The sequence below is a fragment of the Neisseria weixii genome (assembly GCF_002327085.1).
In the GTDB taxonomy this organism is placed as follows: Bacteria; Pseudomonadota; Gammaproteobacteria; order Burkholderiales; family Neisseriaceae; genus Neisseria; species Neisseria weixii.
The window spans coordinates 850,625-876,586 of the sequence record NZ_CP023429.1; the positions used below are offsets into that span (position 1 = coordinate 850,625).

Annotated in this window: 20 protein-coding genes and 3 pseudogenes; 7 read left to right on the forward strand and 16 right to left on the reverse strand. The window is 48.8% G+C overall.

The annotated features are described in order from the left end of the window. The first annotated feature begins 166 nt into the window (after positions 1 to 166). The 3 genes from CGZ65_RS13845 (at position 167) to hemE (ending at position 3,897) form a co-directional block, all read left to right on the forward strand. Positions 167 to 1,453 (forward strand): uroporphyrinogen-III C-methyltransferase, encoded by a 1,287-nt coding sequence (locus CGZ65_RS13845; protein WP_232507577.1) that lies wholly within the window; start codon positions 167 to 169, stop codon positions 1,451 to 1,453. Then, on the forward strand, positions 1,450 to 2,673 hold the full coding sequence (locus CGZ65_RS04270) for a heme biosynthesis HemY N-terminal domain-containing protein (protein ID WP_096294944.1): 1,224 nt from the start codon (positions 1,450 to 1,452) through the stop codon (positions 2,671 to 2,673). The genes CGZ65_RS13845 and CGZ65_RS04270 overlap by 4 nt, the downstream gene beginning before the upstream one ends. A 162-nt stretch (positions 2,674 to 2,835) precedes the next feature. Further along, entirely contained in the window at positions 2,836 to 3,897 is a 1,062-nt protein-coding gene (hemE, locus tag CGZ65_RS04275; protein WP_096294945.1) for a uroporphyrinogen decarboxylase, read from the forward strand. Positions 3,898 to 3,958: 61 nt separating this feature from the next. Here the strand turns inward: hemE and ptrA are convergent, their stop codons facing one another. Together ptrA and CGZ65_RS04285 are read right to left on the reverse strand one after the other, a co-directional pair. Continuing rightward, on the reverse strand, positions 3,959 to 6,580 hold the full coding sequence (gene ptrA, locus CGZ65_RS04280) for a pitrilysin (RefSeq protein ID WP_232507578.1): 2,622 nt from the start codon (positions 6,578 to 6,580) through the stop codon (positions 3,959 to 3,961). After that, positions 6,577 to 6,900 (reverse strand): hypothetical protein, encoded by a 324-nt coding sequence (locus CGZ65_RS04285; protein ID WP_096294947.1) that lies wholly within the window; start codon positions 6,898 to 6,900, stop codon positions 6,577 to 6,579. Before CGZ65_RS04285 ends, ptrA begins: the two co-directional genes overlap by 4 nt. Positions 6,901 to 7,122: 222 nt before the next feature. Here CGZ65_RS04285 and cls point away from each other — a divergent pair. After that, positions 7,123 to 8,614 (forward strand): annotated as a pseudogene (gene cls, locus CGZ65_RS04290) (cardiolipin synthase). Positions 8,615 to 8,687: 73 nt separating this feature from the next. Here the strand turns inward: cls and CGZ65_RS04295 are convergent. The 14 genes and pseudogenes from CGZ65_RS04295 to iscR all read right to left on the reverse strand — a co-directional run bounded on the left by CGZ65_RS04295 (position 8,688) and on the right by iscR (position 20,553). Further along, positions 8,688 to 9,662: a class 1 fructose-bisphosphatase gene (locus tag CGZ65_RS04295; RefSeq protein WP_096294948.1), complete on the reverse strand. Its 975-nt coding sequence runs from the start codon at positions 9,660 to 9,662 to the stop codon at positions 8,688 to 8,690. A gap of 63 nt (positions 9,663 to 9,725) precedes the next feature. After that, positions 9,726 to 10,115, reverse strand: a complete 390-nt coding sequence (locus tag CGZ65_RS04300) for a hypothetical protein (RefSeq protein ID WP_096294949.1) — start codon at positions 10,113 to 10,115, stop codon at positions 9,726 to 9,728. A 141-nt stretch (positions 10,116 to 10,256) separates the two neighbouring features. Continuing rightward, positions 10,257 to 11,102, reverse strand: a complete 846-nt coding sequence (locus tag CGZ65_RS04305; RefSeq protein ID WP_096294950.1) for a 23S rRNA (adenine(2030)-N(6))-methyltransferase RlmJ — start codon at positions 11,100 to 11,102, stop codon at positions 10,257 to 10,259. A 110-nt stretch (positions 11,103 to 11,212) separates the two neighbouring features. Continuing rightward, positions 11,213 to 12,040: a KPN_02809 family neutral zinc metallopeptidase gene (gene ypfJ / locus CGZ65_RS04310; RefSeq protein WP_096294951.1), complete on the reverse strand. Its 828-nt coding sequence runs from the start codon at positions 12,038 to 12,040 to the stop codon at positions 11,213 to 11,215. Between the two features lie 181 nt (positions 12,041 to 12,221). Further along, positions 12,222 to 12,731 carry a peptidylprolyl isomerase gene (locus tag CGZ65_RS04315; protein WP_096294952.1) on the reverse strand — a complete coding sequence of 170 codons (510 nt, stop codon included), beginning with the start codon at positions 12,729 to 12,731 and terminating at the stop codon, positions 12,222 to 12,224. A gap of 109 nt (positions 12,732 to 12,840) precedes the next feature. Further along, positions 12,841 to 14,256 (reverse strand): SLC13 family permease, encoded by a 1,416-nt coding sequence (locus CGZ65_RS04320; RefSeq protein ID WP_096294953.1) that lies wholly within the window; start codon positions 14,254 to 14,256, stop codon positions 12,841 to 12,843. 427 nt (positions 14,257 to 14,683) lie between these two features. Beyond that, a pseudogene (hemB, locus tag CGZ65_RS04325) lies at positions 14,684 to 15,687 on the reverse strand (porphobilinogen synthase). Positions 15,688 to 15,909: 222 nt separating this feature from the next. After that, positions 15,910 to 16,626, reverse strand: a complete 717-nt coding sequence (locus CGZ65_RS04330) for a DUF6973 domain-containing protein (protein WP_096294954.1) — start codon at positions 16,624 to 16,626, stop codon at positions 15,910 to 15,912. Between the two features lie 102 nt (positions 16,627 to 16,728). Continuing rightward, positions 16,729 to 17,229, reverse strand: a complete 501-nt coding sequence (gene hscB, locus CGZ65_RS04335; protein ID WP_096294955.1) for a Fe-S protein assembly co-chaperone HscB — start codon at positions 17,227 to 17,229, stop codon at positions 16,729 to 16,731. 9 nt (positions 17,230 to 17,238) lie between these two features. Beyond that, entirely contained in the window at positions 17,239 to 17,619 is a 381-nt protein-coding gene (locus CGZ65_RS04340; protein ID WP_096294956.1) for a hypothetical protein, read from the reverse strand. 153 nt (positions 17,620 to 17,772) lie between these two features. Further along, a complete protein-coding gene (gene iscA, locus CGZ65_RS04345) occupies positions 17,773 to 18,093 on the reverse strand; it encodes an iron-sulfur cluster assembly protein IscA (protein WP_096294957.1) in 321 nt (106 codons plus the stop codon). Positions 18,094 to 18,303: 210 nt separating this feature from the next. Beyond that, the gene (gene iscU / locus CGZ65_RS04350; RefSeq protein WP_096294958.1) at positions 18,304 to 18,690 is read right to left on the reverse strand and encodes a Fe-S cluster assembly scaffold IscU; all 387 of its coding nucleotides are present in this window, start codon (positions 18,688 to 18,690) and stop codon (positions 18,304 to 18,306) included. Positions 18,691 to 18,796: 106 nt separating this feature from the next. Continuing rightward, the gene (locus tag CGZ65_RS04355) at positions 18,797 to 20,011 is read right to left on the reverse strand and encodes an IscS subfamily cysteine desulfurase (protein WP_096294959.1); all 1,215 of its coding nucleotides are present in this window, start codon (positions 20,009 to 20,011) and stop codon (positions 18,797 to 18,799) included. A 96-nt stretch (positions 20,012 to 20,107) separates the two neighbouring features. After that, positions 20,108 to 20,553 (reverse strand): annotated as a pseudogene (iscR, locus tag CGZ65_RS04360) (Fe-S cluster assembly transcriptional regulator IscR). Positions 20,554 to 20,912: 359 nt separating this feature from the next. On the opposite strand from iscR, the gene CGZ65_RS04370 reads away from it, so the two are divergent. The 3 genes from CGZ65_RS04370 to pflB all read left to right on the forward strand — a co-directional run bounded on the left by CGZ65_RS04370 (position 20,913) and on the right by pflB (position 25,942). Then, positions 20,913 to 22,067, forward strand: coding sequence for an ATP phosphoribosyltransferase regulatory subunit (locus CGZ65_RS04370; RefSeq protein ID WP_096296093.1), 1,155 nt, complete (start codon positions 20,913 to 20,915; stop codon positions 22,065 to 22,067). Positions 22,068 to 22,090: 23 nt separating this feature from the next. Next, positions 22,091 to 23,389 carry an adenylosuccinate synthase gene (locus CGZ65_RS04375; protein WP_096294961.1) on the forward strand — a complete coding sequence of 433 codons (1,299 nt, stop codon included), beginning with the start codon at positions 22,091 to 22,093 and terminating at the stop codon, positions 23,387 to 23,389. 267 nt (positions 23,390 to 23,656) lie between these two features. Next, positions 23,657 to 25,942: a formate C-acetyltransferase gene (gene pflB, locus CGZ65_RS04380; protein ID WP_096294962.1), complete on the forward strand. Its 2,286-nt coding sequence runs from the start codon at positions 23,657 to 23,659 to the stop codon at positions 25,940 to 25,942. Positions 25,943 to 25,962 lie beyond the last annotated feature (20 nt).

A 25,962-nucleotide genomic window follows, 5' to 3' on the forward strand; every position in this document is an offset into this window, starting at 1 on the left:
CGAAGACAAACAACCTGAAATCAACAAAAACGACGACAAACGCGTGATTGCGGTCGATACCGAAGGCAAAGCCGTGCCGTCTGAAAAAGCTGCAACCGAAAATGCGCCGGCCGAACCGAAGCCAGCTGCACCAGCGGCGGCTGAACATCGAATTACAGGAAATACTATGTCAGACAATAAAAATACACCGAAAAACGAGTCATCTTCCCAAGCACCAGCGCCCGTGGTGATTCAGCAGTCATCCGGTAAAGGCTTGGCCGCCGGTGCGCTGGTGCTGGCTTTGTTGGGCTTGGGAGCGAGCGGTTTCTTGTTTGTTCAAGGTCAGAATGTGTTGAAAAATCAAGAATTGGCCTTTACCCAAAAAATCGACAAAGCCGCATTGGGTGAGTCTGAAAACGCTTCTTTGCTGAAAGACAACATCAACCGTCAAACCACGATTCAAGCCGAAATCGAGCGTTTGGCCAATGCGCAAAAAGCCAACAGTGACCAAATCGAGTTAAACCGAAAAGCCTATCAGGAATTGGTCAAAGGCCGCGTCAATTGGTTGGTGGACGAAGCAGAGAGCATGCTGAATCTGGCTGCGCAACAATTGATGCTGTCGGGCAACGTGCCGGGTGCGGTAGGTGTGTTGGAACATGTCAACAGCCGCTTGAGCCGTTTCGACCACCCGGAGTTGTTGCCGATTAAGCAAGCCGTCAGCAGCGATTTGGCCGAATTGAAAAGCCGGCCTTATGTCGATGTTTCCGGTACTGCTCTGCGTATTGACCGCTTGGAAGCAGCGGTTGCCGGTTTGCCGCTGGTGGTAGATGGCACACTGAAACCGGGTGCGGTGGAGCAGGTACAGGAAAATCCGCAGCTTTCGTGGTGGGAAAATGCCTGGGAAAAATCGCTAGGCGCATTGAAAGGCTTGGTGGAAGTGCGCAATTTGGAGAGCAACGATTCGATGTTGCTGTCGCCGGAGCAGATTTATTTTGTACGTGAAAACTTACGCTTGCGCCTGTTGGATGCCCGCACTGCCTTGCTGCAACACAACGGTGAAGTGTATCAAAGCGATTTGAACAATGTCGAAGCCACGGTGAAACAATATTTCGACAACAAATCACCGGCCACCCAATCATGGCTGAAAGAATTGGCCGAGTTGAAAGCCTTGGATATCCGCATGACCGGCGGTGATGTGCTGAAAAACAGTTTGGCCGCTGTCCGCACTTATCAAGATGGCAGCCGTGCGCAAGCCGCCATAGCCGCCACGCCGGAAGCAGCCGAGCCGAAAGCCGCTTCTGAAGCGGTGGAAACGAAGGCCTCTGCGCCGGCGGCAGCTTCTGCCGCTATGCCTGAAGCACCTGCATTGCCGTCTGAAAACAAAGCATCACAGCCGCGCACGCCGGACGCACCTGCTGCCAAACCCGAAGCCGCTCAAGAAACACCGGCGCAAGCAAAAGGGGAACAGGCATGAAAAGCGTCATTTGGATTGTGATTTTATTTGCCGCTGCCGTGGGCTTGGCGCTGGCATCGGGCATTTATACCGGTAATGTGTATGTGGTGGTTGAGCAAACCATGCTGCGTATTAACCTGCATGCCTTTATTCTGGGGTTGATTGCGGCGGTAGTGATTTTGTATTTGCTGGTGAAATTCTTGGCCGGCGTGTTGAATGTGCCGAGCCGTTTGCAGCGTTTCGGTGTGGCGCGCAAAGAAAATCAAGCCGTGCATGCCTTAAACAGCGCGGGTTTGGCGTTTTTTGAAGGCCGCTTTGAAAAAGCAGAACTGGAAGCGGCCAAAGTGCTGACCAACAAAGAAGCGGGTGATAACCGCACTTTAGCTTTGATGCTCGGCGCACACGCAGCCGACCAGATGGACAATTTGGATTTGCGTGACCGTTATCTGAAAGACATTGAATTGCTACCGAAAAAACAGCAATTGTCGCGCTGTCTGCTGCTGGCGGAATCTGCGTTGAACCGCCGCGATTATCCGGCTGCTGAAGAGAATCTGAATGCCGCCGCGCAAATCAACCCGAACCTGACCCGCTTGGTGCGCTTACAGTTGCGTTACGCTTTTGATCACGGCAATGCGTTGGACGTGTTGAATAAAGCAGAAAAGCTGGCAAAAGCCGGTGCGATTAACGATTACGAAGCGGAACAATATCAAATTTGGGCATACCGCCGCCTGTTGGCGCTGGCTTCCGATCCAAATGGTCTGAAGGTCTGCTTGAAGCGCATTCCGGATAATTTGAAAGCCGGTGAAATGTGTATTGAAATTGCGCAAAAATATGAGCGTTTGGGCTTGTATGAGCAAGCGGTGAAATGGGTCAGCCAATACTATCCGCAAACGCAGCAGGTCGAATTGTTGGAGCCTTTTGTCGGGAGCGTGCGCTATTTGAGTGACCGCGAGCAGCAAAAAGCCATCGATACCGCCGACTCTTGGCTGAAAGCGCGTCCGGATAATGCGCAATTGCTGATGTATTTGGGCCAATTGGCTTACAGCAAGCAGCTTTGGGGCAAGGCGCAAGGCTACTTGGAAGCCAGTTTGGCGATTAAACCGAGCTTGAGTGCCCATTTGGCTTTGGCGCGTGTGTTCGACGAAACCAACCAACCACAAAAAGCCGATGCCCAGCGCAAGCTGGTGTTGGAAAGCGTGGTGGAAGAGGAAGAACCGGCCGCCCTGATTGCCAAAGCTTAAGCGCATTCAATTAAAGGCCGTCTGAAACGTTTCAACACACATGAAACCTGTTCAGACGGCCTTTTTGTGTTTACAATACGTTCATCATGCGCGATGACACAATGCGCATATTTCATTGTTCTTGGCCGCCTTTTCAGACGGCCTTATATTCAGAAAGCTGTCATGATTCCATTGCAAAACGATACTTTTCTCCGTGCTCTTTTAAAGCAACCTGTTGAATACACGCCGATTTGGATGATGCGCCAAGCAGGACGCTATCTGCCGGAATACAAAGCCACACGCGCGCAGGCGGGCAGCTTTTTGGATTTGTGTAAAAACACCGAGCTGGCAACCGAGGTGACCATTCAGCCTTTGGAGCGCTTTGACTTGGATGCGGCGATTTTATTTTCTGACATTCTGACCGTGCCGGATGCCATGGGCTTGGGTTTGTATTTCGCCGAAGGCGAAGGGCCGAAATTCGAGCGCCCGCTGCAGCATGAAGCCGACATCGCCAAATTGGAAGTGCCGGATATGGCTAAATTGCAATATGTGTTTGACGCGGTTACCTCCATCCGCACGGCCTTAAACGGCCGAGTGCCGTTAATCGGTTTCTCAGGAAGCCCGTTCACGTTGGCCTGCTATATGGTGGAGGGCGGCAGCAGCAAGGAATTTCGTACCATCAAAACCATGATGTATTCGCGCCCTGATTTGCTGCACAAAATTTTGGCCACCAATGCCCAAGCGGTAACGGCTTACCTGAATGCGCAAATCGATGCCGGTGCTCAAGCGGTGCAGATTTTCGATACGTGGGGCGGCGTGTTGAGCGATGCCGCCTTTGAAGAATTCAGCTTGCAATACATGCAGCAGATTGTGGCCGGTTTGAAACGTGAAAACGAAGGCCGTCAAGTGCCGGTAATTGTGTTCGCCAAAGGCGGTGGCTTGTGGTTGGAAAAAATGGCGGCTATCGGTGCCGGTGCGCTGGGCTTGGATTGGACTTGCAACATTGGTGAAGCGCGCCGCAGAGTGGGTGACAAGGTTGCTTTACAAGGCAACTTTGATCCTTTTGCTTTGTTTGGTACGCCGGAAAGCATCCGCTCCGAAGTGGCGCGTATTCTCGGCGACTACGGTCAGGGCAGCGGCCATGTGTTCAACCTCGGTCACGGCATCAATCAACACGCCAATCCGGAACATGCTAAAATTTTGGTTGATACCGTGCATGAATTATCGCGCCAATACCACAAATAATTGAAGCTTAGAAAAGGCCGTCTGAATTTCAGACGGCCTTTTATTTTACTGAAAGCAAAATTTAATATTCTTTGATTTCAAATTCTTTTTGCAATTTGGCAATGCTGGTTACTCGTTCATAGCCTTCAAATCGAGCGGCATCGCTTTCTTTCGCTTTGGTGCCGAGTGCTTGCGAAGCGAACACGAAACCTTCGCGTTCCATCACGGCTTTGCGGTAGAAATCGAGTAAGTCCTGCTTGGTGAGCTTTTCCGTTAAATCTATGATTTTTTGGCGGGTATCGAATTCATAGTTGCCATAGAGAAAGTCATTGGCATAACGCCCGGCTTCCTGAAGCAGCGATTCGGGCTTGCGGCGCAAGTGAATCAACATATTGTTGCGCTGGCGTACCACGTCTTCCTCGCTCAAGTCTTGCAGTTTTTGCCAGCTTTCCTCAAAGAAACGCTGATTGTGGCGCATAATTTCGGCTGGTGTGGCATCAGCGCTTTGCACGGAAAACTGCAAACCTGCTGTTTTTCCGATGGTATAAACACCTTGGCTGATGCTGTAGCCGAGCTGCTTATCGGTGCGTAAATCATCGAAATACCAACGGCTCAAAATACGGGTCAGCAACGAAGCACGTACGCGGCCTTCCAACCATTCGTAGTCTTTGGGCATGTAGATGATACTTAAAGCGTTGTCTTCATGCGGCACATTCACAATATGGTTGAGTTTGCGCTCGGATTGACCGACATCGGGATAGCGGATGCGATAGACATCAAGATTGGCGTTCGGCACAATTTTTTGCACATAGCGCACCAGGCTTTTGGCTTGTTTGTCGGAAAAATTACCAAATGAAAAGACGCGCAGGCCGTTGATGTTGCTGAGAATACGGTTCCGTACCATGGCAACGTCTTGTAAATTCACTTCTTTGGCACCGGTATAAAGATCGTCCCAGTCGAACGTAGGATAGCGTTCAAAATCATGGAACGCCGATACCGTCTGCGCCAAACTGCCGGCTTTTTTCCGGGCTTTCAAACCATCCAGTAAACGTTTGCGTGCCTGTTCGAGCTGATCGGCGTTGAGCGGGGTTTGAGTGAAATTGCGCAGATAATCGGTGGTGAGTTTGCCTAAATGCTGGGCATAGCCGCCGCTGTTGAGCACAAAACCGGTTTCCGTAGGAGTAATGCCCACCGACATACCGGCAATTTTCGATTGGTAGCTGAGTTGGCTTTGCGTCAAATCGTTCATGTAACCGAAGGCCAGAGCCGCTACACCGAGCTTGAGGTCGGGTTGATTGGGCATGATGCTGAACATCATGGTGATGGTAACTTCGGGATTGTCGCCAAAATGCTGCGAAGGCATGTGGAAGATTTTTAAGCCTTTTTGGTTGCGCAGCGCTTTGGGGTGACTACGTTTCACGCCTTGGGCATTGGCTGAGAAATCATCGGCAAAATAAGGATTGCGTTGTGGCAAAACTAATTTCGGATTGCCGCTGAAGTCGAGCCATTGGGCTTTTTGTTGTGTTGTAAACGGGCGGATATCGTACACCGCGCCGAAATAAGGCGTGGTGTGTTGCGATGGATTGAGGCCGTCTGAAACTTCCATCAGACGCATGTTGTCGGGGGTCATGCCGTTGAGTTTTTCCATGACTGCGGCTTTATCTAAACCGTCAGCAACAAAACCGGCATCAATAATATTGGCCAGCGGATAGCGCAGCATGGTTTCGGCCAATGCGGCGGCATAGCCTGCGCTTTTCGGCACATCCGTGGTTTGGAAGGACTGCTTCAGGCTTTCACGGATTTCCTGATAGTAGGCATCGTCGATACCGGATTGCTTAATCAGCTCAATTTGCTGGAAAATCATCGAGATAATACGGTCGCGCTGCTGCCAGCCTTTTTCGGTCAGGACCAAGGTCAACACAAACGCACTTTCATTGCCGCCGTTGTTGTCTGCCGGCAAAGCAAGCAGGCCGCTGTCGGATAGGCCGTTTTTAATCAGATAATCGCTGAGCGTACCGGCGGTGGTGTTGGTGAGGAGATAAGCCAAATAAGCACCGGTTTTTGCGCGGAATAACTGTTCTTCGTTTTTCGGATAACCAAACGTGAGCGTGATGGATTTTTCCGGTCGAAGCGGCTTGTATTGCAGTACAATGGCTTTATCCTGCTCACGGTAAAGCGGCACATTGATTTTTGGTTCAATCACCTGTTTATTCGGCATTTTGCCCAAGGTATCAGCCGCAAGTTTGGCCAGTTGCTCTATCGGCTGCCTAGAATATAAAACGGCCTTGAAAAGATTGGCAGAATAGTATTGGCGGTGGAATTTCAGCAATTCATCGTGGAGCTTGCTGCCGGATTTATCTCGCAGGCTTTCGCGGCTGCCGTGTAAGGATTTGGCACTCGGATGCGCCGGGTTGACCGTGTTGGCACCGATACTGGCCAGCAGAGCTGCATCGCTGGCTTTGGCGCGCACTAATTCGGCATTAACGGCATTCAACTCTTTTTTAGAATATTCGGGTGACAAAATCGGAAACGCCAAAGCATCGGCCATACGCGCCACTGCTTCGTCAAAAGCATCATGGTTGACTTGGAAATGATAGGAGGTGCGCATGAAATTGGTCGACGCATTGGTACGGCCGCCATTTTTTTGTAAGAATGTCATCAACCCGTCGACATCAGGATAGTGTTTGGAGCCCATAAAAATCATGTGTTCCAAATAATGCGCCATGCCTTGCTGGGTGATGGGTCGTCTTTCGAGCCAATTGGCAACGCAGCGGCCATGATAGACTGGTTGGCAGCAGGGTCGGAAATCAGCAATACAGTCATGCCGTTGGCTAACGCTACCGCACGGTATTCGGCCTTGTCTTTCGGCGCTTTGCGGACGGTTTCACCGATAAAGCGGTAAGGGGTGGCCACTGTGGCAGAGGCCGTCTGAACATTTTCTGCGGCGGCATGGGGAAGGGAAATGCTTAAAAGCACAGTGAAAACGGCGGTATAAACAGTACGGACCCCAAAGAATCGGTTCATTATCGCTCCTGAATGTGGGCTATTTGTTCAGATGTTTTTTTAACATATCATGCCGTCTGAATAAAGATTTATGGTGGAATCAGTAAATAGTGAAGCAGTATAACAAAACTTAAAAAATTTGATAATCTTTCTCAATCATATATTTTCAGACGGCATTCGGTTGGCAGTTAACGCATGGCTTTGGCGTATAATGGCCTTATTCTGATTTTCCTGATTTTGAGCATGACTTTTTTAAAAGATATTACTTGGACGGAGATTTTCGTCGTTATCCACACCACGGCAGCCTTGGCCTGTATGCTGCGCGTGCTATACAAACAAAAAAACATCGGTTCGACATTTGCCTGGCTGATTATTTTATTTTTGTTTCCTGTGTTTGGCACCATTGCCTATATTTTAATCGGCGAACCGCGCTTAGGGACTGCACGCGCCAAACGCAGTGACGAAATGAAGCGCTTTTACGGCGAATTTGCCGAAAAATACCTGCATGATGTGCATCTCGACATCAGTGGCCAAATGAAACCGCATCTTCACGGCATCAGCCAAGTGGCGGCGCACACCACCGGCTTGGGGCGACGCAAAGCAACGCCATGACCTTGCTTTCCACCACCGATGCCATCATCGACACCATGATTGCCGATATTGAACAAGCGCAAGCCTCGGCGATGATGGCATTTTATATTATTGATGCGCAAGGGCGGATTGAGAAATTATTGGAAGCGCTGATGAACGCAGCCCGGCGCGGCGTTGATTGTGCGATTTTGGCCGACGGTGTGGGCAGCAGTGATTTTCTAAACAGCTATTGGGTCGGACGTTTGCGTCAGGCCGGTGTAGAAATTGAATGTGCCTTGCCGGTGGGTTTGTTCAAAACCTTGTTCACGCGTACTGATTTACGCAATCACCGCAAAATTTTGGTGGTGGACAACAAAATCGGTTACACCGGCAGCTTCAATTTGGTTGACCCCAGCTATTTCAAACAAGATTCCGGCGTGGGCGAATGGATTGATGTGATGATGCGCTGTACGGGGCCGATGGTGTTGGAAATGGCGGTGGTGTTTTTTGCCGATTTGGCGGTAGAGGATGATGAAAACCTGCAAGGCATTCAGCAATATTTGAAACAGAATGAAGACCGCATTCCGCAAATGTTACCCGAGAAAATGAAGCAGGGCAATGTCATCGCGCAAGTGATCCCATCAGCGCCCGGACAGAGCAGTCATGTGATTTACGAAACTATTGTCAGCGCAATTTATGCGGCTACTTATCAAATCACCATAACCACGCCGTATTTCGTGCCGGACGAACCGCTGCTGCTGGCCTTAACTTCAGCTGCTAAGCGCGGCGTGGATGTGACTCTGATTGTGCCAGCCAAGGTTGATTCGACCATGGTGCATTACGCTTCGCGTGCCTATTATCCGATGCTGCTTGAATCGGGGTAAAACTGGCTTTGTTTGACGGCGGCCTGCTGCATGCCAAAACCATGACGGTTGATGACGATTATGCGCTGTTCGGCACGGTCAATATGGATATGCGCAGCTTTTTCCTGAATCTGGAAATCAGCTTGGCGATTTACGACCAAGGTATGACGCAGAAAATTTACGGTTTGCAACAAGGTTATTTAGCCGACAGTCAATATATTTCTGCCGACGAATGGCAGCAACGCTCGAAATGGTGGATTTTGGTGGAAAACGTGGTACGCCTGATGAGTCCGCTTCTTTGATATAAAAGGCCGTCTGAAATTTCAGACGGCCTTTTGGTTTTCAGTGATTCAAACTCAATCGTCAGCTTAAATATCAAGCTTTGTGCAGTTCATTAACGTGTTCCACTTCTTCGCGGCTGCCCATGATGACCGATACGCGTTGGTGCAGGCCGGTTGGTCGGATGCTGAGAATATCCTCCAGCGCATTGCTGGCCGCGCCACCGCTTTGGGCGAAAATCAGGCTCAACGGGTTGGCTTCATACATCAGACGCAATTTACCCGGTTTGCTTGGGTCGCGTTTGTCTTGCGGATACATAAACACGCCGCCGCGCATCAAAATGCGGTGAATTTCTGCGACCATGCTGGCCACCCAGCGCATATTGTAGTTTTTGCCGCGCGCGCCGGTTTCACCGGCCAAAAGCTCGTCGATGTATTGCCGCATGGGTGCGAACCAGTGGCGCCGGTTCGACATATTGATGGCAAATTCTTTAGTGGCAGCCGGAATTTGCGGATTTTCTTGCGTCAACACAAATTCGTTTTGCTCATTCAGGGTGAACACGAATACGCCGTGCTTCAAGGTGAACACCAATTGCGTTTGCGGGCCGTATAACACATAGCCGCTGCCGACTTGGTTCTGGCCTTTTTGCAGGAAAGATTCGGTATCCAACGCGCCTTCGGGTTTGGCTAAAATCGAGAAAATGGTGCCGACGGAAATGTTGACATCGATATTGGATGAACCGTCGAGCGGGTCGAACAATACTAAATAGCCGCCGTTATCGTTGCAGGCGACAAAAGTGTCTTCTTCTTCGCTGGCCAATCCGGCGACATTCGGATTGCTTTTCAATACATCAATCAATACATCGTTGGCAATGACGTCAAGTTTCTTCTGGTCTTCGCCTTGCACGTTGCCCGTTCCGGCCATGCCCAACACACCGGCCAATGCGCCCAAGCGGACTTTATCGCTGATCTCTTCACAGGCGGAAACAACGGATTGCAACACGCTGCCCAATTCGGCGGGTACGTCGTTTTGTTGCAGGTGTTGCGGTAAAAATTGCGCTAAAGTAGTCATGTCACACTCTTTTCTTTAATAAAAGTCATGGAATTTGGGTTTCAGACGGCCTAACGCTCAGCTTTATTGCGCCGGGGTAATTTCCGAAGCCACGGCTGAGGCAGCTTCAGGCCGGCTAATGCTCTCTTCAGCACAAGCCATGGCGGCGCTGCTGAGTTTGTCGGTGAGCTCCGGGCTGATTTTTCCTGCGAGCATGTCGGTTAAATCTTGCGTAGAAACGCTGTCGAACATTTTACCGGCGGTGCAGTCGCAGATTTGGCGGACTTTTTCTGCCGAGACAAATTGCTGGTCTTGCGGCACGCGGCTGACGCATTGTCCGGAAACCACGTTGATAAAGCCGTTGCGCATTTGCTCGTTGACGGCTTGGGAAACGGGATCGTTTTCCGCACCGCTGCAGGCGCTTAACAAGAACGGGGTAAGGGATAAAGCAAGTAAATAAAGGCGTGGACGCATGAGATAAGGCCGTCTGAAAAGGTGTAGTTAATTGTAATGGAAAATGCAGGTGTATGCTATCTTTAACGGTTGGCGGCAATATGCGGATAATCTAAAGACTAGGACATCGGAATCATTCAGACGGCCTACAGTCTATAGGATTTATTTAATTTGATAATCCAGCATAAATTTCGCCCCTTGGTCTTGCGCCAAAATATCGGTGAGCGCAGGTAGGTTGTTTTGCAACTGTCCGGCCAAAAGATAGGGCGGATTGATGATGAACATGCCGCTGCCGTGCATACCGAAGCCGTCGGCGTGTGGTGTGTGAACGTGTAATTCGGCCCGCAGATAATTTGTCGGTGAAAGCTTTTGTAATTGTTCCGGTAATTTACGGCTTTCTTCGCGGCTCAAGCATGGATACCACACCATGTAGCAGCCGGATTCAAAGCGTTTTTGCGCTTCTTTCAGCGTTTGCGCCACGCGCTGGTAATCCTGTTTTTCTTCATACGGCGGATCAATCAGTACGACGGCGCGACGGGCGGGGGGCGGCAGCAGGGCAATCAGACCTTGGTAGCCGTCGCTTCGGCTGATGATGCCGCGTCGGCCTAAGCGGGCTTCGCGCATATTGTTTTGCAAATGTTGAAAGTCGCTCGGATGTAGCTCAAACAGGCGCAACTTGTCGCTCTCGCGCGTGAGTGCTTGCGCCAGCCAGGGCGAGCCGCAATAAAGATTTTGTTGCGGTAGAATATGTTTCAGACGGCCTTTGAATTCGGCCAGCTCGCCGGGCAGCTTTTGCGCTTGGTTGAGCAGGGTAATACCTTGCTTGTATTCACCGACTTTCTGTGCTTCGCTGCTGCCTAAATCATATAAACCGGCGCCGCTGTGGGTATCGATATACCAATAGGGTTTGTCTTTGCGGTTGAAATATTCCAAGGCGAGAAACAGGGTGAAATGTTTGAGCATATCGGCATGGTTGCCGGCATGAAAGGCGTGGCGGTAGCTGAGCATGGTGGCCGTCTGAAAAGTGAATAAGAGACAGGATTATAGCAAATTTGATGCGGCGGATTTTGATAAAAGGCCGTCTGAACGATTCAGACGGCCTTTCCCAAAGCTAAAAATCAATTGGCAGCGAAGGTGTTGCATTGATTGATGCCGCCGCTGTCGATACCGCGTTTCAGCCACGCCATGCGCTCGGCAGATGAGCCGTGGGTGAAGCTGTCGTGCACGACATAACCTTGCGACTGTTTTTGCAGGCGGTCATCACCGACGGATTCGGCAGCCAGCATGGCTTCTTGCACGTCGTTGGTGTCGAGCAGGTTTTGGTTGATGGAATCACGCGCCCAAATACCGGCGAAGCAGTCGGCCTGCAATTCGAGTTTCACCGATAAAGCATTGGCTTGGGTTTTGCCCGCACCACGTTGCGCTTGGGTAACTTGCGGCAAAATACCCAACAGGTTTTGTACGTGGTGGCCGACCTCGTGGGCAATCACGTAAGCAAAGGCAGCATCGCCGGAAGCACCTAATTTGGTGCGCATATCTTCATAAAACGACAAATCCAAGTAAACGGTTTGGTCGCCCGGACAATAGAAAGGCCCCATTGCCGCTTGACCGGTACCGCAAGCGGTGGATGTGCCGCCGATGTAGAGTACCATTTTGGCGGGGCGGTATTGTTGGCCGTGTTGGGCAAAAACTTTGCTCCACGTCTGCTCGGTATCGGCTAAGACTACGCGCGAGAGTTCGTTTAACTGGCTTTCCAATTTAGTGTCGAGAGTGGATTGCCGGCTCATGCCCGCGTTTGGGGTGCCGACCAGACCGGATAGATCGACACCGTAATAAGCGCCGACCAACAATACGATGATGCCGATGATGCCGGGCGTTTTACCGCCACCGCTTCTGCCGCGGCGGTCTTCTACATTTGAGCTCTGTCTGCGTCCTTGCCATTTCATGTGTGGATTCCTTATGGTGTTATGGTTTTGCTGCTTATTATACGTGACAATGGAAAATTCCGTTAGCGTGAAAATGAGCGGATGATGATTTGAATTTAATGCGTGATTTTGTGCTTTATACACAGATAATAAAAATGCCGTCTGAAAAAAGCTCAGACGGCATAAATCAATGAATAAACGATTAAACTGTTTCGGCTTTGGTGATGATCACCGCTTCAGCCGGCACATCATCGTGGTAGCCGTGGCGTTTGGTGGCTACGCCTTCAATAGCATCCACGACGTCAAAGCCTTCAACTACTTTGCCGAATACGGCATAACCCCATTCTTGCACCACATTGCGGCCGTGCATTTCTTTAGAACGGTGGTTCAGGAACGCGTTGTCGGCAGTATTGATGAAGAATTGTGCGCTGGCGGAGTGCGGATCGGAAGTGCGTGCCATGGCAACGGTGTATTTGTCGTTGGACAAGCCGTTGCCCGCTTCGTTTTGAATCGGCTCGCGGGTGTTTTTCTCGCTCATGTTTTCATCCATGCCGCCGCCCTGAATCATAAAACCTTTAATCACGCGGTGGAAAATCACGCCGTCGTAGAAGCCGTCTTTAACGTATTGCTCAAAGTTGGCCGCGGTAACCGGCGCTTTGTCAAAGTCCAATTCGATTTTGATGTCGCCTTTATTGGTATGCAGAATAATCATGGGATTCCTTTCGTTAAATATTTTTTGAAAATGGAGTGTAACAGAGAAAATTCAAGGCCGTCTGAAAGAATTATTTTCAGACGGCCTTGAATCAAAGATAAGCGATTGCTTACATCAATACAAAGTATGCCCACAAGGCAACTAAGAATATACACATGATGTTGAGTAATAAGCCAACATTCATCATTTCTTTCTGACGGATCAAGCCGGTACCGAACACAATCGCATTCGGCGGCGTGGCCACCGGCAACATAAATGCACACGATGCGCCGATGCCGATAACGAATACCAATACTTCTTCAGGCAAACCCATTTGCGCGGCGATGGTGGCAAAAATCGGTACCAACAGCGCGGCAGAAGCAGTGTTGCTGGTAAATTCGGTCAGGAAGATAATGAACGCCGCCACCACAAAAATCACCACCAACGGATGTGCATCCGAGAAAGTGGTTGCCACTTGTTGACCCAAAGCCAATGACGCGCCGGATTGTTGCAGCAATGCGCTCAAGCTGATACCGCCACCGAAGAGCATCAATACGCCCCAGTCGGTATTGCGGGCAACTTCTTTCCATTGCGCTACACCGAACACCACCACCGCAATCGCCGCCATCAAGGCAATCACGGTATCCGGATTGGCGATGCCGAATGTGGCTTTGATTTTCGAGCTGAAAATCCATGCGCAAGCGGTTACCAAGAAAATCAGCAGGGCGATGACACGGTGTAAAGTCCACGGAATCACTTCGGCTTTGACTTCAACACGATCGTTTAAATTCGGTTTCAGAATAATAAATAAAGACAACAGCATCAGCGGCAAAATCAACAGCATCATCGGCAGACCGAGCTTCATCCACTCGACAAAGTCCAAATCCAATGCTTTGGCAGCAATCATGTTCGGCGGCGAGCCTACTACCGTACCCAAACCACCGATGCTGGCGCAATAGGCGATACCGAGCAGCACGAAAACGAAGGTTTTACGGTCTTTTTCTTTATCCAAGTGATCCATCATGCCCATCGCCAACGGCAACATCATGGCCGCAGTGGCGGTGTTGCTGATCCACATCGATAAAAACGCGGTTACGCCGAACATCATCAGGACAGCGGCTTTCATGTTACCGCGTGAAAGCCTCAGCAGGCTGACAGCAATTTTCCGGTCAAGGCGCTGCATGTGCATGGCGGTAGCCAAAGCAAAACCACCGAAGAAAATATAGATGGTCGGATCGGCAAAACCGGCCATGGCTTTTTTGATGTCCATTTCCGGAAACGCCAAAATCGCACCGGCCACCGGCACCATCAGCGCAGTAATGGTAATGTGTACTGCTTCGGTAAACCACAAAATCGCCACGAAAAGAAGCAAGGCCAAGCCTTTGTTGGCATTGGTTTCGTAAGGCAGAATATGGTAAATGCCGTAGCAGAGCACAGCAGCCATCAGAGTGATAATCAGGCCTTTAAAGTCGGTAATCGGCTTTTGTGCGCTGAGCAGCTCGACGTTCTCCGCGTGTTCGGATTTGTCTTTTGCATGTAAATCCATACTGCGTTCCTTTGTGAGAGTAAATTGAAAAAGACAGAATTTCGAAAAGATTATTTTATTATTCAGAACGTAACTTTATTGCTTGAGTTCAAAATACAAAATAATAGTAATAATTGAATAGAAGTATATTTGTAATTGAAAATAGTGTAAATATATATAATGTAAAGCATTTTTAGCGGCAATTTCAATCGCTTCATTTTTTATTAATAACAAACAATAACTTAGCTTATTTTATGGATACGTTTTTGAAATTAAGCAGTCATGAATGAGATTTGAATGTTAAAAATAAGATTGGATCAGTTAAGCTATATGGGGTAGTTGAATCGTTAGCAATGCTAATGATATAAAAAAGGCCGTCTGAAACATCAAACAGAGTTTCTGGATGATGTTTCAGACGGCCTAGATAATTCAAATATAAAGATTTGGCTTATTTCATGCGCAGCATTTTTGCCGCTTCAATGGCGTAGTAAGTCAAAATGCCATCAGCACCGGCGCGTTTGAAGGCGAGCAAACTTTCCAAGATGACTTTTTCGCCATCCAGCCAACCATTTTGAATTGCAGCTTGCAACATCGCATATTCGCCGGATACTTGGTAAGCATAGGTAGGCACGCCAAACTCTTCTTTCACACGGCGCACCACATCGAGATAAGGCATGCCCGGTTTCACCATCACCATATCCGCACCTTCCTGCAAATCCAAGGCAACTTCCTGCAAGGCTTCGTTGGTGTTGGCCGGATCCATTTGGTAGGTTTTTTTATCCGCTTTACCTAAATTACCCGAGCTGCCAACTGCATCGCGGAATGGGCCATAAAACGCAGAAGCGTATTTGGCAGAATAGGCCATAATGCGGGTATGGATGTGGCCGGCTTCTTCGAGTGCTTCACGAATCGCCAGAATGCGGCCATCCATCATGTCGGAAGGTGCCACCACTTGTGCGCCGGCATCGGCGTGGCACAAAGCTTGTTTCACCAATACGTCGATGGTTTCATCATTCATCACATAACCGTCGGCATCAGTCAAGCCGTCTTGACCGTGGATGGTGTGAGGGTCGAGCGCAACATCGGTCATGATGCCCAATTCGGGAAATTTTTCACGTAAGGTACGCACTACAGTCGGCACCAAGCCTTCCGGATTATAGGCTTCTTCGGCCAATTCGGTTTTGTTTTGCGTTACCACCGGAAACAAAGCCAACATCGGAATGCCCAACTTCAGGGCTTCCTCGGCAGTGAACAACAATTTATCCAAGCTTTGGCGTTTTACGCCCGGCATAGAGGGTACATTTTCTTCTGCGCCTTCTCCTTCCAGCACGAAAACCGGATAAATCAAATTATCGGCCGTCAAAGTATGCTCACGCATCAGACGGCGGGAAAATCATCTTTACGCATACGGCGCATGCGGGTTGCAGAAACAAAACGAGATGGAAAATTCATGTTTTAACCTTTCTGTGAAAACGCTGTTGCCGAAACCAATGAGGTTTCAGACGGCCTTGAGTGGAGCGGCAGCTTCAGCTTCATGCGATGCTTGGCAATACTTCAAGAGCTCAATTTCAAATACGGCATTAAGTGTACGCCGATTTGCTGGCCGGCAGAAGTGCGGCCGCTGAAAAATTAAGGGAGCCTTTGAAGGCTCCCGCTGAAATGTGAAGGCTTGGATTAATCTTGAACCTTGCTGATGGCTTGCACCGATTTGGTGATGTCACGCAAGGCGCCGGAAGAATATTTGTGCTGTTCTTCTACGGTCATGCCGTCTGAATTTAAGGGCGCCAAATTGGCAAGGGCTTTTTTGTATTCGGCTTGACTCAATTTATTTTGGCTGATGCGCCAAACCTTGCGTCCTTGGTCTTCGGCTTGAGTGGCCGTCCACAAGCCGACTTTGTGGTAGTAGAATAAAACGCCGTGGGCTAAGGTTTTCATGTCGGCATTCGGTTTGCCGCTGCCGATACTGCGGCCAATACGGTTGTTGCGCAAATCAACAGCTTGGTCGGCAGCCAAGCGGCTGTAATAATCGGTTTTGCCTTCACGTAAATCAGTATCGCTCAAGTAGGCATTACCTGCACGCTCGGCAATATTGCTGTCAAACTGTGATGCAATCGCCGCTTGCCAAAGCGTGTGGCGCACGGCATTAACTTGTGTGCCGCGTCCATCGCCATTAGCTTGGTTGTCTAAGCCGGTGCGTTGCGACAGGCGGACGGCATTGCTGGTGATGTTGCTGGATTTTTTATCTTGAACCCCGATGGCTTGTGCGGCAACGGGGTGGCTGATAAAAAATTGGGCAATTTTGCTGCGACGGCTTTGGTTATCTTGGTAGCTTTGACAACCGGTAAGTAATAAACCGCCTAAGGCCAAAATGAATAATTTAGTATGTGTCATGATAAAAATGATATTGTCTTGATATTATTTTCAGTATTTAACATAAAAATACATCAAATTGAAAAAAAATTTTCAGACGGCCTCATTTTGCCTATCAGTGGGCTATAAAGCGGCGGCAATTTCGCTGCGCAGCTTGTTCAGAAAACGACCGTGGCGTACCAATCGGGCAGCGTTGTCATAATCTTCTTTGGCAAATGCGCTGTTGATTGCGTCAAACAATGATTGCTGTTCGTCTCGAATTTCGTTATCTAAAGCCACAATTGCCGTTTGGTTTTGTTCCATTTGCGCATCCATTAAGGTTTCGCGCCATTCCATTTGCTGCATCAAAAATTCAGGTGCAAAAGCCGTGTGTTCCGGAGCATCAGCTTCGATGTTTTGCATTTTCAATAAATAGGAAGCGCGGTCGAGCGGGTTTTTTAAGGTTTGGTAAGCTTCGTTGATGGTGGCCGACATCATCACGGCCTGTTTCTGCTCGAAAGTGGACGCGGCGGCAAATTTATCGGGATGAAAACGTACCGCTAAATCCCGATAGGCTTGTTCGAGTTTTTGTTCATCAAGATTGAATTGGACAGGCAGTTGGAATAGGTTGAAATATTGGCTCATGATAAAAAATTATACAGCCGGGCTGTGCGGCTGCTTTCTGTGTAAAAAGTGGAATAAGCGGAAAGGTTTTTTCTCAGCAGCAATGTCGGCAGCCAATTGTTGCAGATCGGCAGTATAGTCGCTTTCTTGTTGGGAACTTCGTGCCATTTTGACGATGGTGCGCTTGGCTTCTCGTGCGATTGATGGTTGGGCATCTTGGCGCAATTGAGCCAAAATATAAACGCTTTCCGGCGACGGAATTTGTTGTAAAACTGCAATCAGATTTAGGCGCCAAAACTCAGGTTGGTTCGGTAGACTTTGCACTAGGGTTTGCCAGTCTTGGCTTTGAAAGCTACGCAGGCAATCTTCGGCTTCCAACAGGCCACAATCTTCCAGTAATCGTGCGAACAATGCCGGCTTTGTAAAAGTATTTGATTTAATTCGATAAACATAACGCTATACCCGTAATATAAATATTGTTTTTAAAAATTTAATGAGTATAGCGCAAGTAATGCCGAATAAATACTTTAATTTAAACAATTGTTTTGATGGTTAGCGTGTCGTTTACACATGGAAGCTCTCGCCGCATCCGCAAGAGTCTTTGACATTCGGGTTTTCAAATTTGAAACCTTCCTGTAAACCTTCTTTGGTGTAATCGACCTGGGTGCCGTCTAAGTAGACAAGGCTTTTCGGATCGACGAATATTTTTGCGCCAAAGGCTTCGAATACGGCATCCGATTCTTCCGACTGGTCGACAAACTCCAGATTGTAAGCCATGCCCGAGCAGCCGCTGGTTTTAACGCCTAAACGGACGCCTAAACCTTTGCCGCGTTTTTCAAGATAGCTGTTGATGTGCTTGGCTGCATTTTCTGTGATGGTAATCATACTGACTTCCTTATTCCGTTGCTTCCATATATTTTCAGACGGCCTGCTGCCGCAGCAAGTTTTGGGTATCGTCCAATCGCATTTTCCCCAGTCGGCGGATAACCGTAGGGCCGACCCTTTAACCGATAACAGCGATTCGGTTTCTTCTTGGCTAAACGCCATATCCAACTCCTTTTCAGACGGCCTTTGATGGATGAACCGCCTGAAAGATTATTGTGTTTCTTTTTTCTTGCGATAATCGGCAACCGCTGCTTTAACTGCGTCTTCGGCCAAAATCGAGCAGTGGATTTTTACCGGCGGCAATTCCAATTCTTCGGCGATGTCGCTGTTTTTGATTGTCAAAGCATCGTCTAAGCTCTTGCCTTTTACCCATTCGGTGATCAGGCTGGAAGAGGCGATGGCAGAACCGCAGCCGTAGGTTTTGAATTTGGCATCTTCAATAATGCCTTCATCGTTGACCTTGATTTGCAGACGCATTACGTCGCCGCAAGCCGGTGCGCCGACCATGCCGGTGCCGACGGTATCGTCGCTTTTATCGAAAGTGCCGACGTTGCGTGGGTTTTCGTAGTGGTCAATTACTTTATCGCTGTATGCCATGATGTGGGTTCCTTATCTTTTACTGTGATTGTTCTTTGAGGCCGTCTGAACGGGTGGGCAAGGTTAATGCATAACGTGTTTCAGACGGCATATTGGGGTAATACGATTAATGTGCGGCCCATTCGATGGTATTCAAGTCGATACCGTCCAAATGCATTTCCCACAATGGTGAGAGCTCGCGTAATTTGCCGATTTTCGATTTAATCAGCTCGGCAGCGTAGGCCACTTCTTCTTCGGTGGTCATGCGGCCGAAGGTGATGCGTAGGGAAGAGTGCGCCAATTCGTCGTTGCGCCCCAATGCGCGCAATACATAAGAAGGCTCCAGTGAAGCGGAAGTACAGGCAGAACCGCTGGATACGGCCAATTCTTTCACCGCCATAATCAGGCTTTCGCCTTCGACAAAGTTGAAGCTGATATTCAGATTGTTTGGCACACGGTGTTCCAAATCGCCGTTGATGTATACTTCTTCGATGCCTTCAATGCCTTTTAAGAACACGTCGCGCAATTTCAGATAATGAGCAATGTCTCGTTCCAGTTCTTCTTTGGCCAAACGGAAGGCTTCACCCATGCCGACGATTTGGTGGGTAGCCAAGGTACCGCTGCGGAAACCGCGTTCGTGACCGCCGCCGTGCATTTGCGCTTCCAGGCGGACACGCGGTTTGCGGCGGACATACAAAGCACCAATACCTTTAGGACCATAAACTTTGTGGCCGGACATAGACAGCAAATCCACTTTGGCCGCTTCAACGTCTACCGGAATTTTACCGCAGGCTTGGGCAGCATCGACGTGGAAAATGATTTTGCGTTCGCGACAGATTTCGCCGATGGCCGGAATGTCTTGAACGACGCCGATTTCGTTGTTAACCCACATTACCGAAACCAAGATGGTATCTTCACGGATAGCAGATTCCAAAACGTCCAAATTCACCAAGCCGTTTTCCTGTACGTCCAAATAAGTGACTTCAAAACCTTGGCGTTCCAACTCACGCATGGTATCAAGCACGGCTTTGTGTTCGGTTTTTACGGTGATTAAGTGTTTGCCCTTGCTTTTGTAGAAGTGGGCGGCGCCTTTGATGGCTAGGTTGTTGGATTCGGTGGCGCCGCTGGTGAACACGATTTCTTTCGGGTCTGCGTGAATCAAGGCAGCAATGTTGGCACGTGCTTCTTCAACAGCTTCTTCTGCCACCCAGCCAAAGCTGTGGCTGTTGGACGCAGGATTGCCGAATAATTCGGTTAAATAAGGAATTATTTTGTCGGCAACACGTTTGTCAACCGGTGTGGTAGCTGCATAGTCTAAATATACAGGGGTTTTAACAGACATGGTTTGTTCTTTCTATTTTATATATCAGGTAGTTTTTATATATCAGGTAGTTTTTATATATCAGGTAGTTTAATGTTTATATATATATCAGGTAGTTTAATGAATGTGTGTAAAGGTAACGGTTTTGACATCGTTTTCAGTATGCTTTTTCTCAATAATGCTTTGCAGGGTAACGCTGCTCAAGTAATTGTTGATGGTCGTATTGAGGTTTTCCCATAAATCATGCGTCAGGCAAGGAGCGCCGTGGTGGCAATTGGCTTTGCTGCTGCACTGGGTAGCGTCGAGCTTGTCTTCAGCCGCTTCGATAATTTGGGCGATATTGATTTCAGAGGCAGGGAAGCCAGAATATAACCGCCGCCCGGACCGCGCAAGCTTTCCACCAATTGCGCACGACGCAATTTGCTGAAAAGCTGTTCGAGGTAAGAGAGAGAAATGCTTTGCCGTTCGCTGATGGCGCTGAGTTTGACGGCACCGGTTTGTGCGTTCATGGCCAAGTCAATCATGGCAGTCACGGCAAAGCGCCCTTTGGTGGTTAGTCTCATGGTATGTGCCTTGTGTGGCTTTTTATCATGGGTTAATTTTCTAATATCTGAGTAATTTAGTCAAGTATGTGGCTCGGTATGGCGATTGTTTGTTTTAATCGCGACGTTGATTTCTTTCAAATGGCAATAGATATTGGAAATATAAACACGCCGTCTGAACATTTCAGACGGCATGATAAGATTGAAAAGCAACTGCACAAATGTAATTTTTATGCTAAAGTCTGATTTTAATAACTTGATGGTTTGCGCCATCATCAGGGGCTGTTTAAATTTGAAATCAGGATATACGGGAAGGCCGCATGGGCCGTCTGATTTTAAGTTTAAGCAGCCTTATTTATGTTTACAAAAGGTACACAATCATGCAATCTTGGCAATTACCCGAGCATGTTGCTGATGTTTTGCCGACAAATGCCCGCCAATTGGAAAGCGCACGCGAGCAATTGTTGGCTTTATTCCGCGTGCACGGTTATGAATTGGTGCAGCCTCCGCTGATGGAATACAGCAATTCGCTGCTCACACACATCGATGCAGGCTTGTCGTTGAAAACCATCCGTGTGGCCGACCAAATCAGCGGCCGTCAATTGGGTATTCGTGCGGACATTACCCCGCAAGTGGCACGTATCGATGCGCACCTGCTTTCTGCTAATAATGGTATCAACCGTTTATGTTATGCCGGTTCGGTATTGCATGCGCGCCCTGACGGTTTTTTGAAAACGCGTGAGCCTTTGCAGGTAGGAGCGGAGCTTTACGGTTTTACCGATATTGCTGCCGATATTGAAGTGGTCGACTTGATGCTCAAGAGCATGAAAATTGCCGACTTGGGCGAGTTGCTATTGTCTTTGGGGCATATCGGCGTATTCCGTGCTTTGGCGCAATCAGCGAAATTAAGTGAAGAACAAGCGGCGCAATTGCTGGCTTTAATGCAAGATAAAGATGCTCAAGCAGTTACCAGTGAAGTGAGAGCATGGAAACTGGACGGCATGTGGGCAAAAGCCTTTACTTTGTTGCCAACCTTATATGGCGGGCGTGAAGTGTTGGACGAAGCGCGTGCTAAGTTGCCGGATCTGTTTGCCGTCGGTCAGGCGTTGGATGAGTTGCAAGCGATTTTCGCTGCTTTCCCTGAACAAAACGTACACATCGATTTATCGGAGTTGCGTGTTGACAATTACCATACCGGTTTGCTGTATGCCGCTTATGGCTCGAAAGGCCATGATGCCGTAGCGCGCGGCGGCCGTTATGACGGCTTGGGCGAATATTTCGGACGTTCGCGTCCCGCAACCGGATTCAGTTTCGACTTACGCGGCTTTATCGGCCGCTTGCCCAAAATCGACCGCCAATCAGTAGTGGTGGTGGCGCAGGAAGATGCGCAAAAGGCTAAACAAGCCATTGAAAATTTGCGTGAACAAGGGCAGTGTGTGATTGTCGACTACGGCATGGAGCATAATGGCTCAAAAGATATTGCAGGCCGTCTGAAAGAAGTCGGTGGTGAGTGGAAAATCATTGGAATTAATTAATTTTTAGATCAGGATTTTGATTTATGGCTAAGAATGTTGTCGTAATCGGCGCGCAATGGGGCGACGAAGGTAAAGGTAAGATTGTTGACTGGCTGGCGGAAGAAACCACTGGTGTAGTGCGTTTTCAGGGCGGGCACAATGCAGGCCACACGCTGGTGGTGGGTGGCAAAAAAACCATTTTGCGCCTGATTCCAAGCGGTATTTTGCATGAACAACTGGATTGCTTTATCGGCTCAGGTGTGGTGGTTTCGCCGGAAGCATTATTGGGTGAAATCGACGAATTGAACGCCGCCGGTGTCAAAAATGTAGAAGGCCGTCTGAAAATTGCGCCGACTTCACCTTTGATTCTGCCTTATCACATCGCTTTGGATCAAGCGCGTGAAGCGTCTCGTGGCAAAGCGAAAATCGGCACCACCGGTCGCGGTATCGGTCCTGCTTATGAAGACAAAGTGGCACGCCGCGCGATTCGCGTCGGTGATCTGCTGAATCTGGACAAAATCCCTGAAAAATTAGAAGCGATTTTGGCTTATTACAATGTGCAGTTGCAGCATTTGCATGGTGCAGAGCCGGTAAAAGCGGAAGATGTGATGGCGGTGATTGAGCAAGTAGCACCGCGCATTGTGCCAATGATTACGGATGTATCACGCGTGTTGAACGATAAATCACAAGCCGGTGAAAAATTGCTGTTTGAAGGTGCGCAAGGTACTTTGCTTGACATCGACTACGGCACTTACCCGTTTGTGACTTCATCTAACTGCTTGGCCGGTGCAGCTTCTGCCGGTGCAGGTGTAGGTCCACAAATGTTGGATTATGTGTTGGGCATCGTGAAAGCGTATACCACACGCGTGGGTTCGGGTCCGTTCCCGACAGAGTTGTTCTGCGAAGTAGGTGCAGGTTTGGCCGAGCGCGGTCATGAGTTTGGCTCGGTTACCGGTCGCGCACGCCGCTGCGGTTGGTTTGATGCGGCGGCTTTGAAACGCTCTATTCAGGTAAACGGTATTTCCGGTATGTGTATCACGAAATTGGATGTGATGGACGGTATCGAGGAAATCAATATCTGCGTAGGCTATGAATTGCCGGACGGCAGCAAAACTGACATCCTGCCTTGCGGTTCGGATGCAGTGGAATTGTGCAAGCCGATTTTTGAAACGATGCCGGGTTGGACGGAATCGACTTTCGGTATGAAAGAATACGATGCTTTGCCGCAGAATGCCAAAGCCTATCTGAAGCGCATTGAGGAAATCTGCGGTGCGCCGGTAGCGATTGTTTCGACCGGCCCTGATCGTGAAGAGACTATTGTGTTGCACCATCCGTTTGCATAACAGGCCGTCTGAAATCCAGCCCTTAAAATCGACAAGATTTTAAGGGCTGGATTGTTTTATTCTACGCTGATTTTTAGAAAATTTCAGGGTAATCCAAATGTAGTTTTAAGTAGCTGCAATCGGACTTGATGTAAATCAAATCGAACTGGATAAGTAGTTTTATTTCATTTTTTGTTCCTACCTTTTCATCTTAAAAAGTGCTATTCTTACATATATAAATTATCTAGTTTGCTTTAGATTTTACTTTATTTAAAACAGGAGTTTGATATGTCTGCTGATGTACAAGAACGCCCATTAGGCTGGGAGGGCTTTATAAGCGGTGACTGGGAAACCAATGTAAATGTCCGTGATTTTATTCAAAAAAACTACACGCCTTATGAGGGTGATGCCGGCTTCTTAGCGCCAGCTACTGAAGCCACTACTAAATTGTGGGCAGAAGTAATGGAAGGCATCAAAGTCGAAAACCGCACCCATGAGCCTTACAAAATCGATGCGCAAGTGGTTTCCGGCATCACCAGTCATGCGCCGGGTTATATTGATAAAGATTTGGAGACCATCGTTGGCTTGCAAACTGATGAGCCTTTGAAACGTGCCATCATGCCGTTTGGCGGTCTGAAAATGGTGAAAGATGCGTGTAAGGTCTATAACGTTGATTTGAATCCTGAAGTCGAAGAAATCTTCACCAAATACCGTAAAACACACAACCAAGGTGTGTTTGACGTATATACCCCTGATATCCGCCGTTGCCGCAAATCAGGCGTGATTACCGGTTTGCCTGATGCCTATGGTCGCGGCCGTATTATTGGCGACTACCGCCGTGTGGCTTTATACGGTATTGATTTCTTGATGAGAGACAAGCTAAATCAATACAACTCGTTGCAAGCAGATTTGGAAAACGGCGTGAATTTGGAGGAAGTAATCCGCCGCCGCGAAGAAATCAACGACCAATACAATGCCTTGGCGCAAATGAAAGAAATGGCAGCGTCTTATGGCTACGATATTTCTAAACCGGCGAGCAATGCGCAAGAAGCGATTCAGTGGACTTACTTCGCTTACTTGGCTGCTGTGAAATCGCAAAACGGTGCCGCCATGTCGTTTGGCCGCGTATCCTCATTCTTGGATATCTACATTGAGCGTGATTTGCAAAAAGGTTTGATTACCGAAAGCCAAGCGCAAGAATTCATTGACCATTTGGTGATGAAACTGCGTATGGTGCGCTTCCTGCGTACTCCTGAATACGATCAATTATTCTCAGGCGACCCCATTTGGGCAACCGAATCCATCGGCGGCATGGGCTTGGATGGCCGTACCTTGGTGACCCGCAGCAACTTCCGCGTATTGCATACCCTTTACAATATGGGCCCTTCGCCAGAGCCGAACATTACCATTTTGTGGTCTGAGCAATTACCGCAAGGCTTTAAAGAATTTTGCGCCAAAGTTTCGATTGACACTTCATCCGTGCAATACGAAAACGATGATTTGATGCGCCCTGATTTCAACAGCGATGACTACGCGATTGCCTGCTGTGTGAGCCCGATGGTGATCGGTAAACAAATGCAGTTCTTCGGTGCGCGTGCCAACTTGGCTAAAACCTTGCTTTACGCAATCAACGGTGGTGTAGACGAAAAATCGAAAGAGCAGGTCGGTCCTAAATCCGAACCGATTTTGGATGAAGTATTGGATTTCAATACTGTATTTGCCCGTATGGATCAATTCATGGATTGGTTGGCAACCCAATATGTCACTGCCCTGAACATCATCCACTACATGCACGACAAATACTCATACGAAGCCGCACTGATGGCCTTGCATGACCGCGACATCATCCGCACCATGGCTTGCGGTATTGCCGGTTTGTCTGTGGCGGCCGACTCGCTGTCTGCCATCAAATATGCTAAAGTGAAACCGGTTCGCGATGAAAACGGTATCGCGGTTGACTTTGAAATCGAAGGTGAATATCCTCAATTCGGTAACAATGATGACCGTGTCGACGAAATCGCTTGCGATCTGGTAGAACGCTTTATGCGTAAAGTGGCTGCCCACAAAACCTACCGTGATGCGGTTCCGACCCAATCCGTGTTGACCATTACTTCCAACGTGGTTTACGGTAAGAAAACCGGTAATACCCCGGACGGCCGTCGTGCAGGTGCGCCTTTCGGTCCGGGCGCCAACCCTATGCACGGACGCGATGTGAACGGTGCGGTTGCCTCGTTGACTTCGGTAGCGAAACTGCCGTTTGAATTCGCCAAAGACGGTATTTCCTACACCTTCTCGATTGTGCCGGGTGCTTTGGGTAAAGACGAACGCTCACGCGAACGCAATTTGGCCGGTTTGATGGATGGTTATTTCCACCACGAAGCCGGTGAATTGGAAGGCGGGCAACACTTGAACGTCAATGTGCTGAATCGTGAAACCTTACAAGATGCCATGGAGAATCCGGATAAATATCCGCAATTGACCATCCGCGTATCCGGCTATGCCGTGCGTTTCAATTCATTGACCCGCGAGCAACAGCAAGACGTGATTACCCGTACCTTTACGGAAACCATGTAATCTGAAAATGGTTGTGAACA

Coding starts and splice junctions, on each gene's coding strand:
- CGZ65_RS04295 (WP_096294948.1), bottom strand. CDS start 9,662: ATGACTACTTTAGCGCAATTTTTACCGCAACACCTGCAACAAAACGAC.
- CGZ65_RS04375 (WP_096294961.1), top strand. CDS start 22,091: ATGGCTAAGAATGTTGTCGTAATCGGCGCGCAATGGGGCGACGAAGGT.
- iscU (WP_096294958.1), bottom strand. CDS start 18,690: ATGGCATACAGCGATAAAGTAATTGACCACTACGAAAACCCACGCAAC.
- CGZ65_RS04320 (WP_096294953.1), bottom strand. CDS start 14,256: ATGGATTTACATGCAAAAGACAAATCCGAACACGCGGAGAACGTCGAG.
- CGZ65_RS04305 (WP_096294950.1), bottom strand. CDS start 11,102: ATGCTCAGCTACCGCCACGCCTTTCATGCCGGCAACCATGCCGATATG.
- CGZ65_RS04330 (WP_096294954.1), bottom strand. CDS start 16,626: ATGACACATACTAAATTATTCATTTTGGCCTTAGGCGGTTTATTACTT.
- hscB (WP_096294955.1), bottom strand. CDS start 17,229: ATGAGCCAATATTTCAACCTATTCCAACTGCCTGTCCAATTCAATCTT.
- ptrA (WP_232507578.1), bottom strand. CDS start 6,580: ATGATTTTTATGGGCTCCAAACACTATCCTGATGTCGACGGGTTGATG.
- ypfJ (WP_096294951.1), bottom strand. CDS start 12,040: ATGAAATGGCAAGGACGCAGACAGAGCTCAAATGTAGAAGACCGCCGC.
- CGZ65_RS04355 (WP_096294959.1), bottom strand. CDS start 20,011: ATGTCTGTTAAAACCCCTGTATATTTAGACTATGCAGCTACCACACCG.
- CGZ65_RS04270 (WP_096294944.1), top strand. CDS start 1,450: ATGAAAAGCGTCATTTGGATTGTGATTTTATTTGCCGCTGCCGTGGGC.
- iscA (WP_096294957.1), bottom strand. CDS start 18,093: ATGATTACCATCACAGAAAATGCAGCCAAGCACATCAACAGCTATCTT.
- CGZ65_RS13845 (WP_232507577.1), top strand. CDS start 167: ATGTCAGACAATAAAAATACACCGAAAAACGAGTCATCTTCCCAAGCA.
- hemE (WP_096294945.1), top strand. CDS start 2,836: ATGATTCCATTGCAAAACGATACTTTTCTCCGTGCTCTTTTAAAGCAA.
- CGZ65_RS04285 (WP_096294947.1), bottom strand. CDS start 6,900: ATGAACCGATTCTTTGGGGTCCGTACTGTTTATACCGCCGTTTTCACT.
- CGZ65_RS04315 (WP_096294952.1), bottom strand. CDS start 12,731: ATGATTATTCTGCATACCAATAAAGGCGACATCAAAATCGAATTGGAC.
- CGZ65_RS04300 (WP_096294949.1), bottom strand. CDS start 10,115: ATGCGTCCACGCCTTTATTTACTTGCTTTATCCCTTACCCCGTTCTTG.
- pflB (WP_096294962.1), top strand. CDS start 23,657: ATGTCTGCTGATGTACAAGAACGCCCATTAGGCTGGGAGGGCTTTATA.
- CGZ65_RS04370 (WP_096296093.1), top strand. CDS start 20,913: ATGCAATCTTGGCAATTACCCGAGCATGTTGCTGATGTTTTGCCGACA.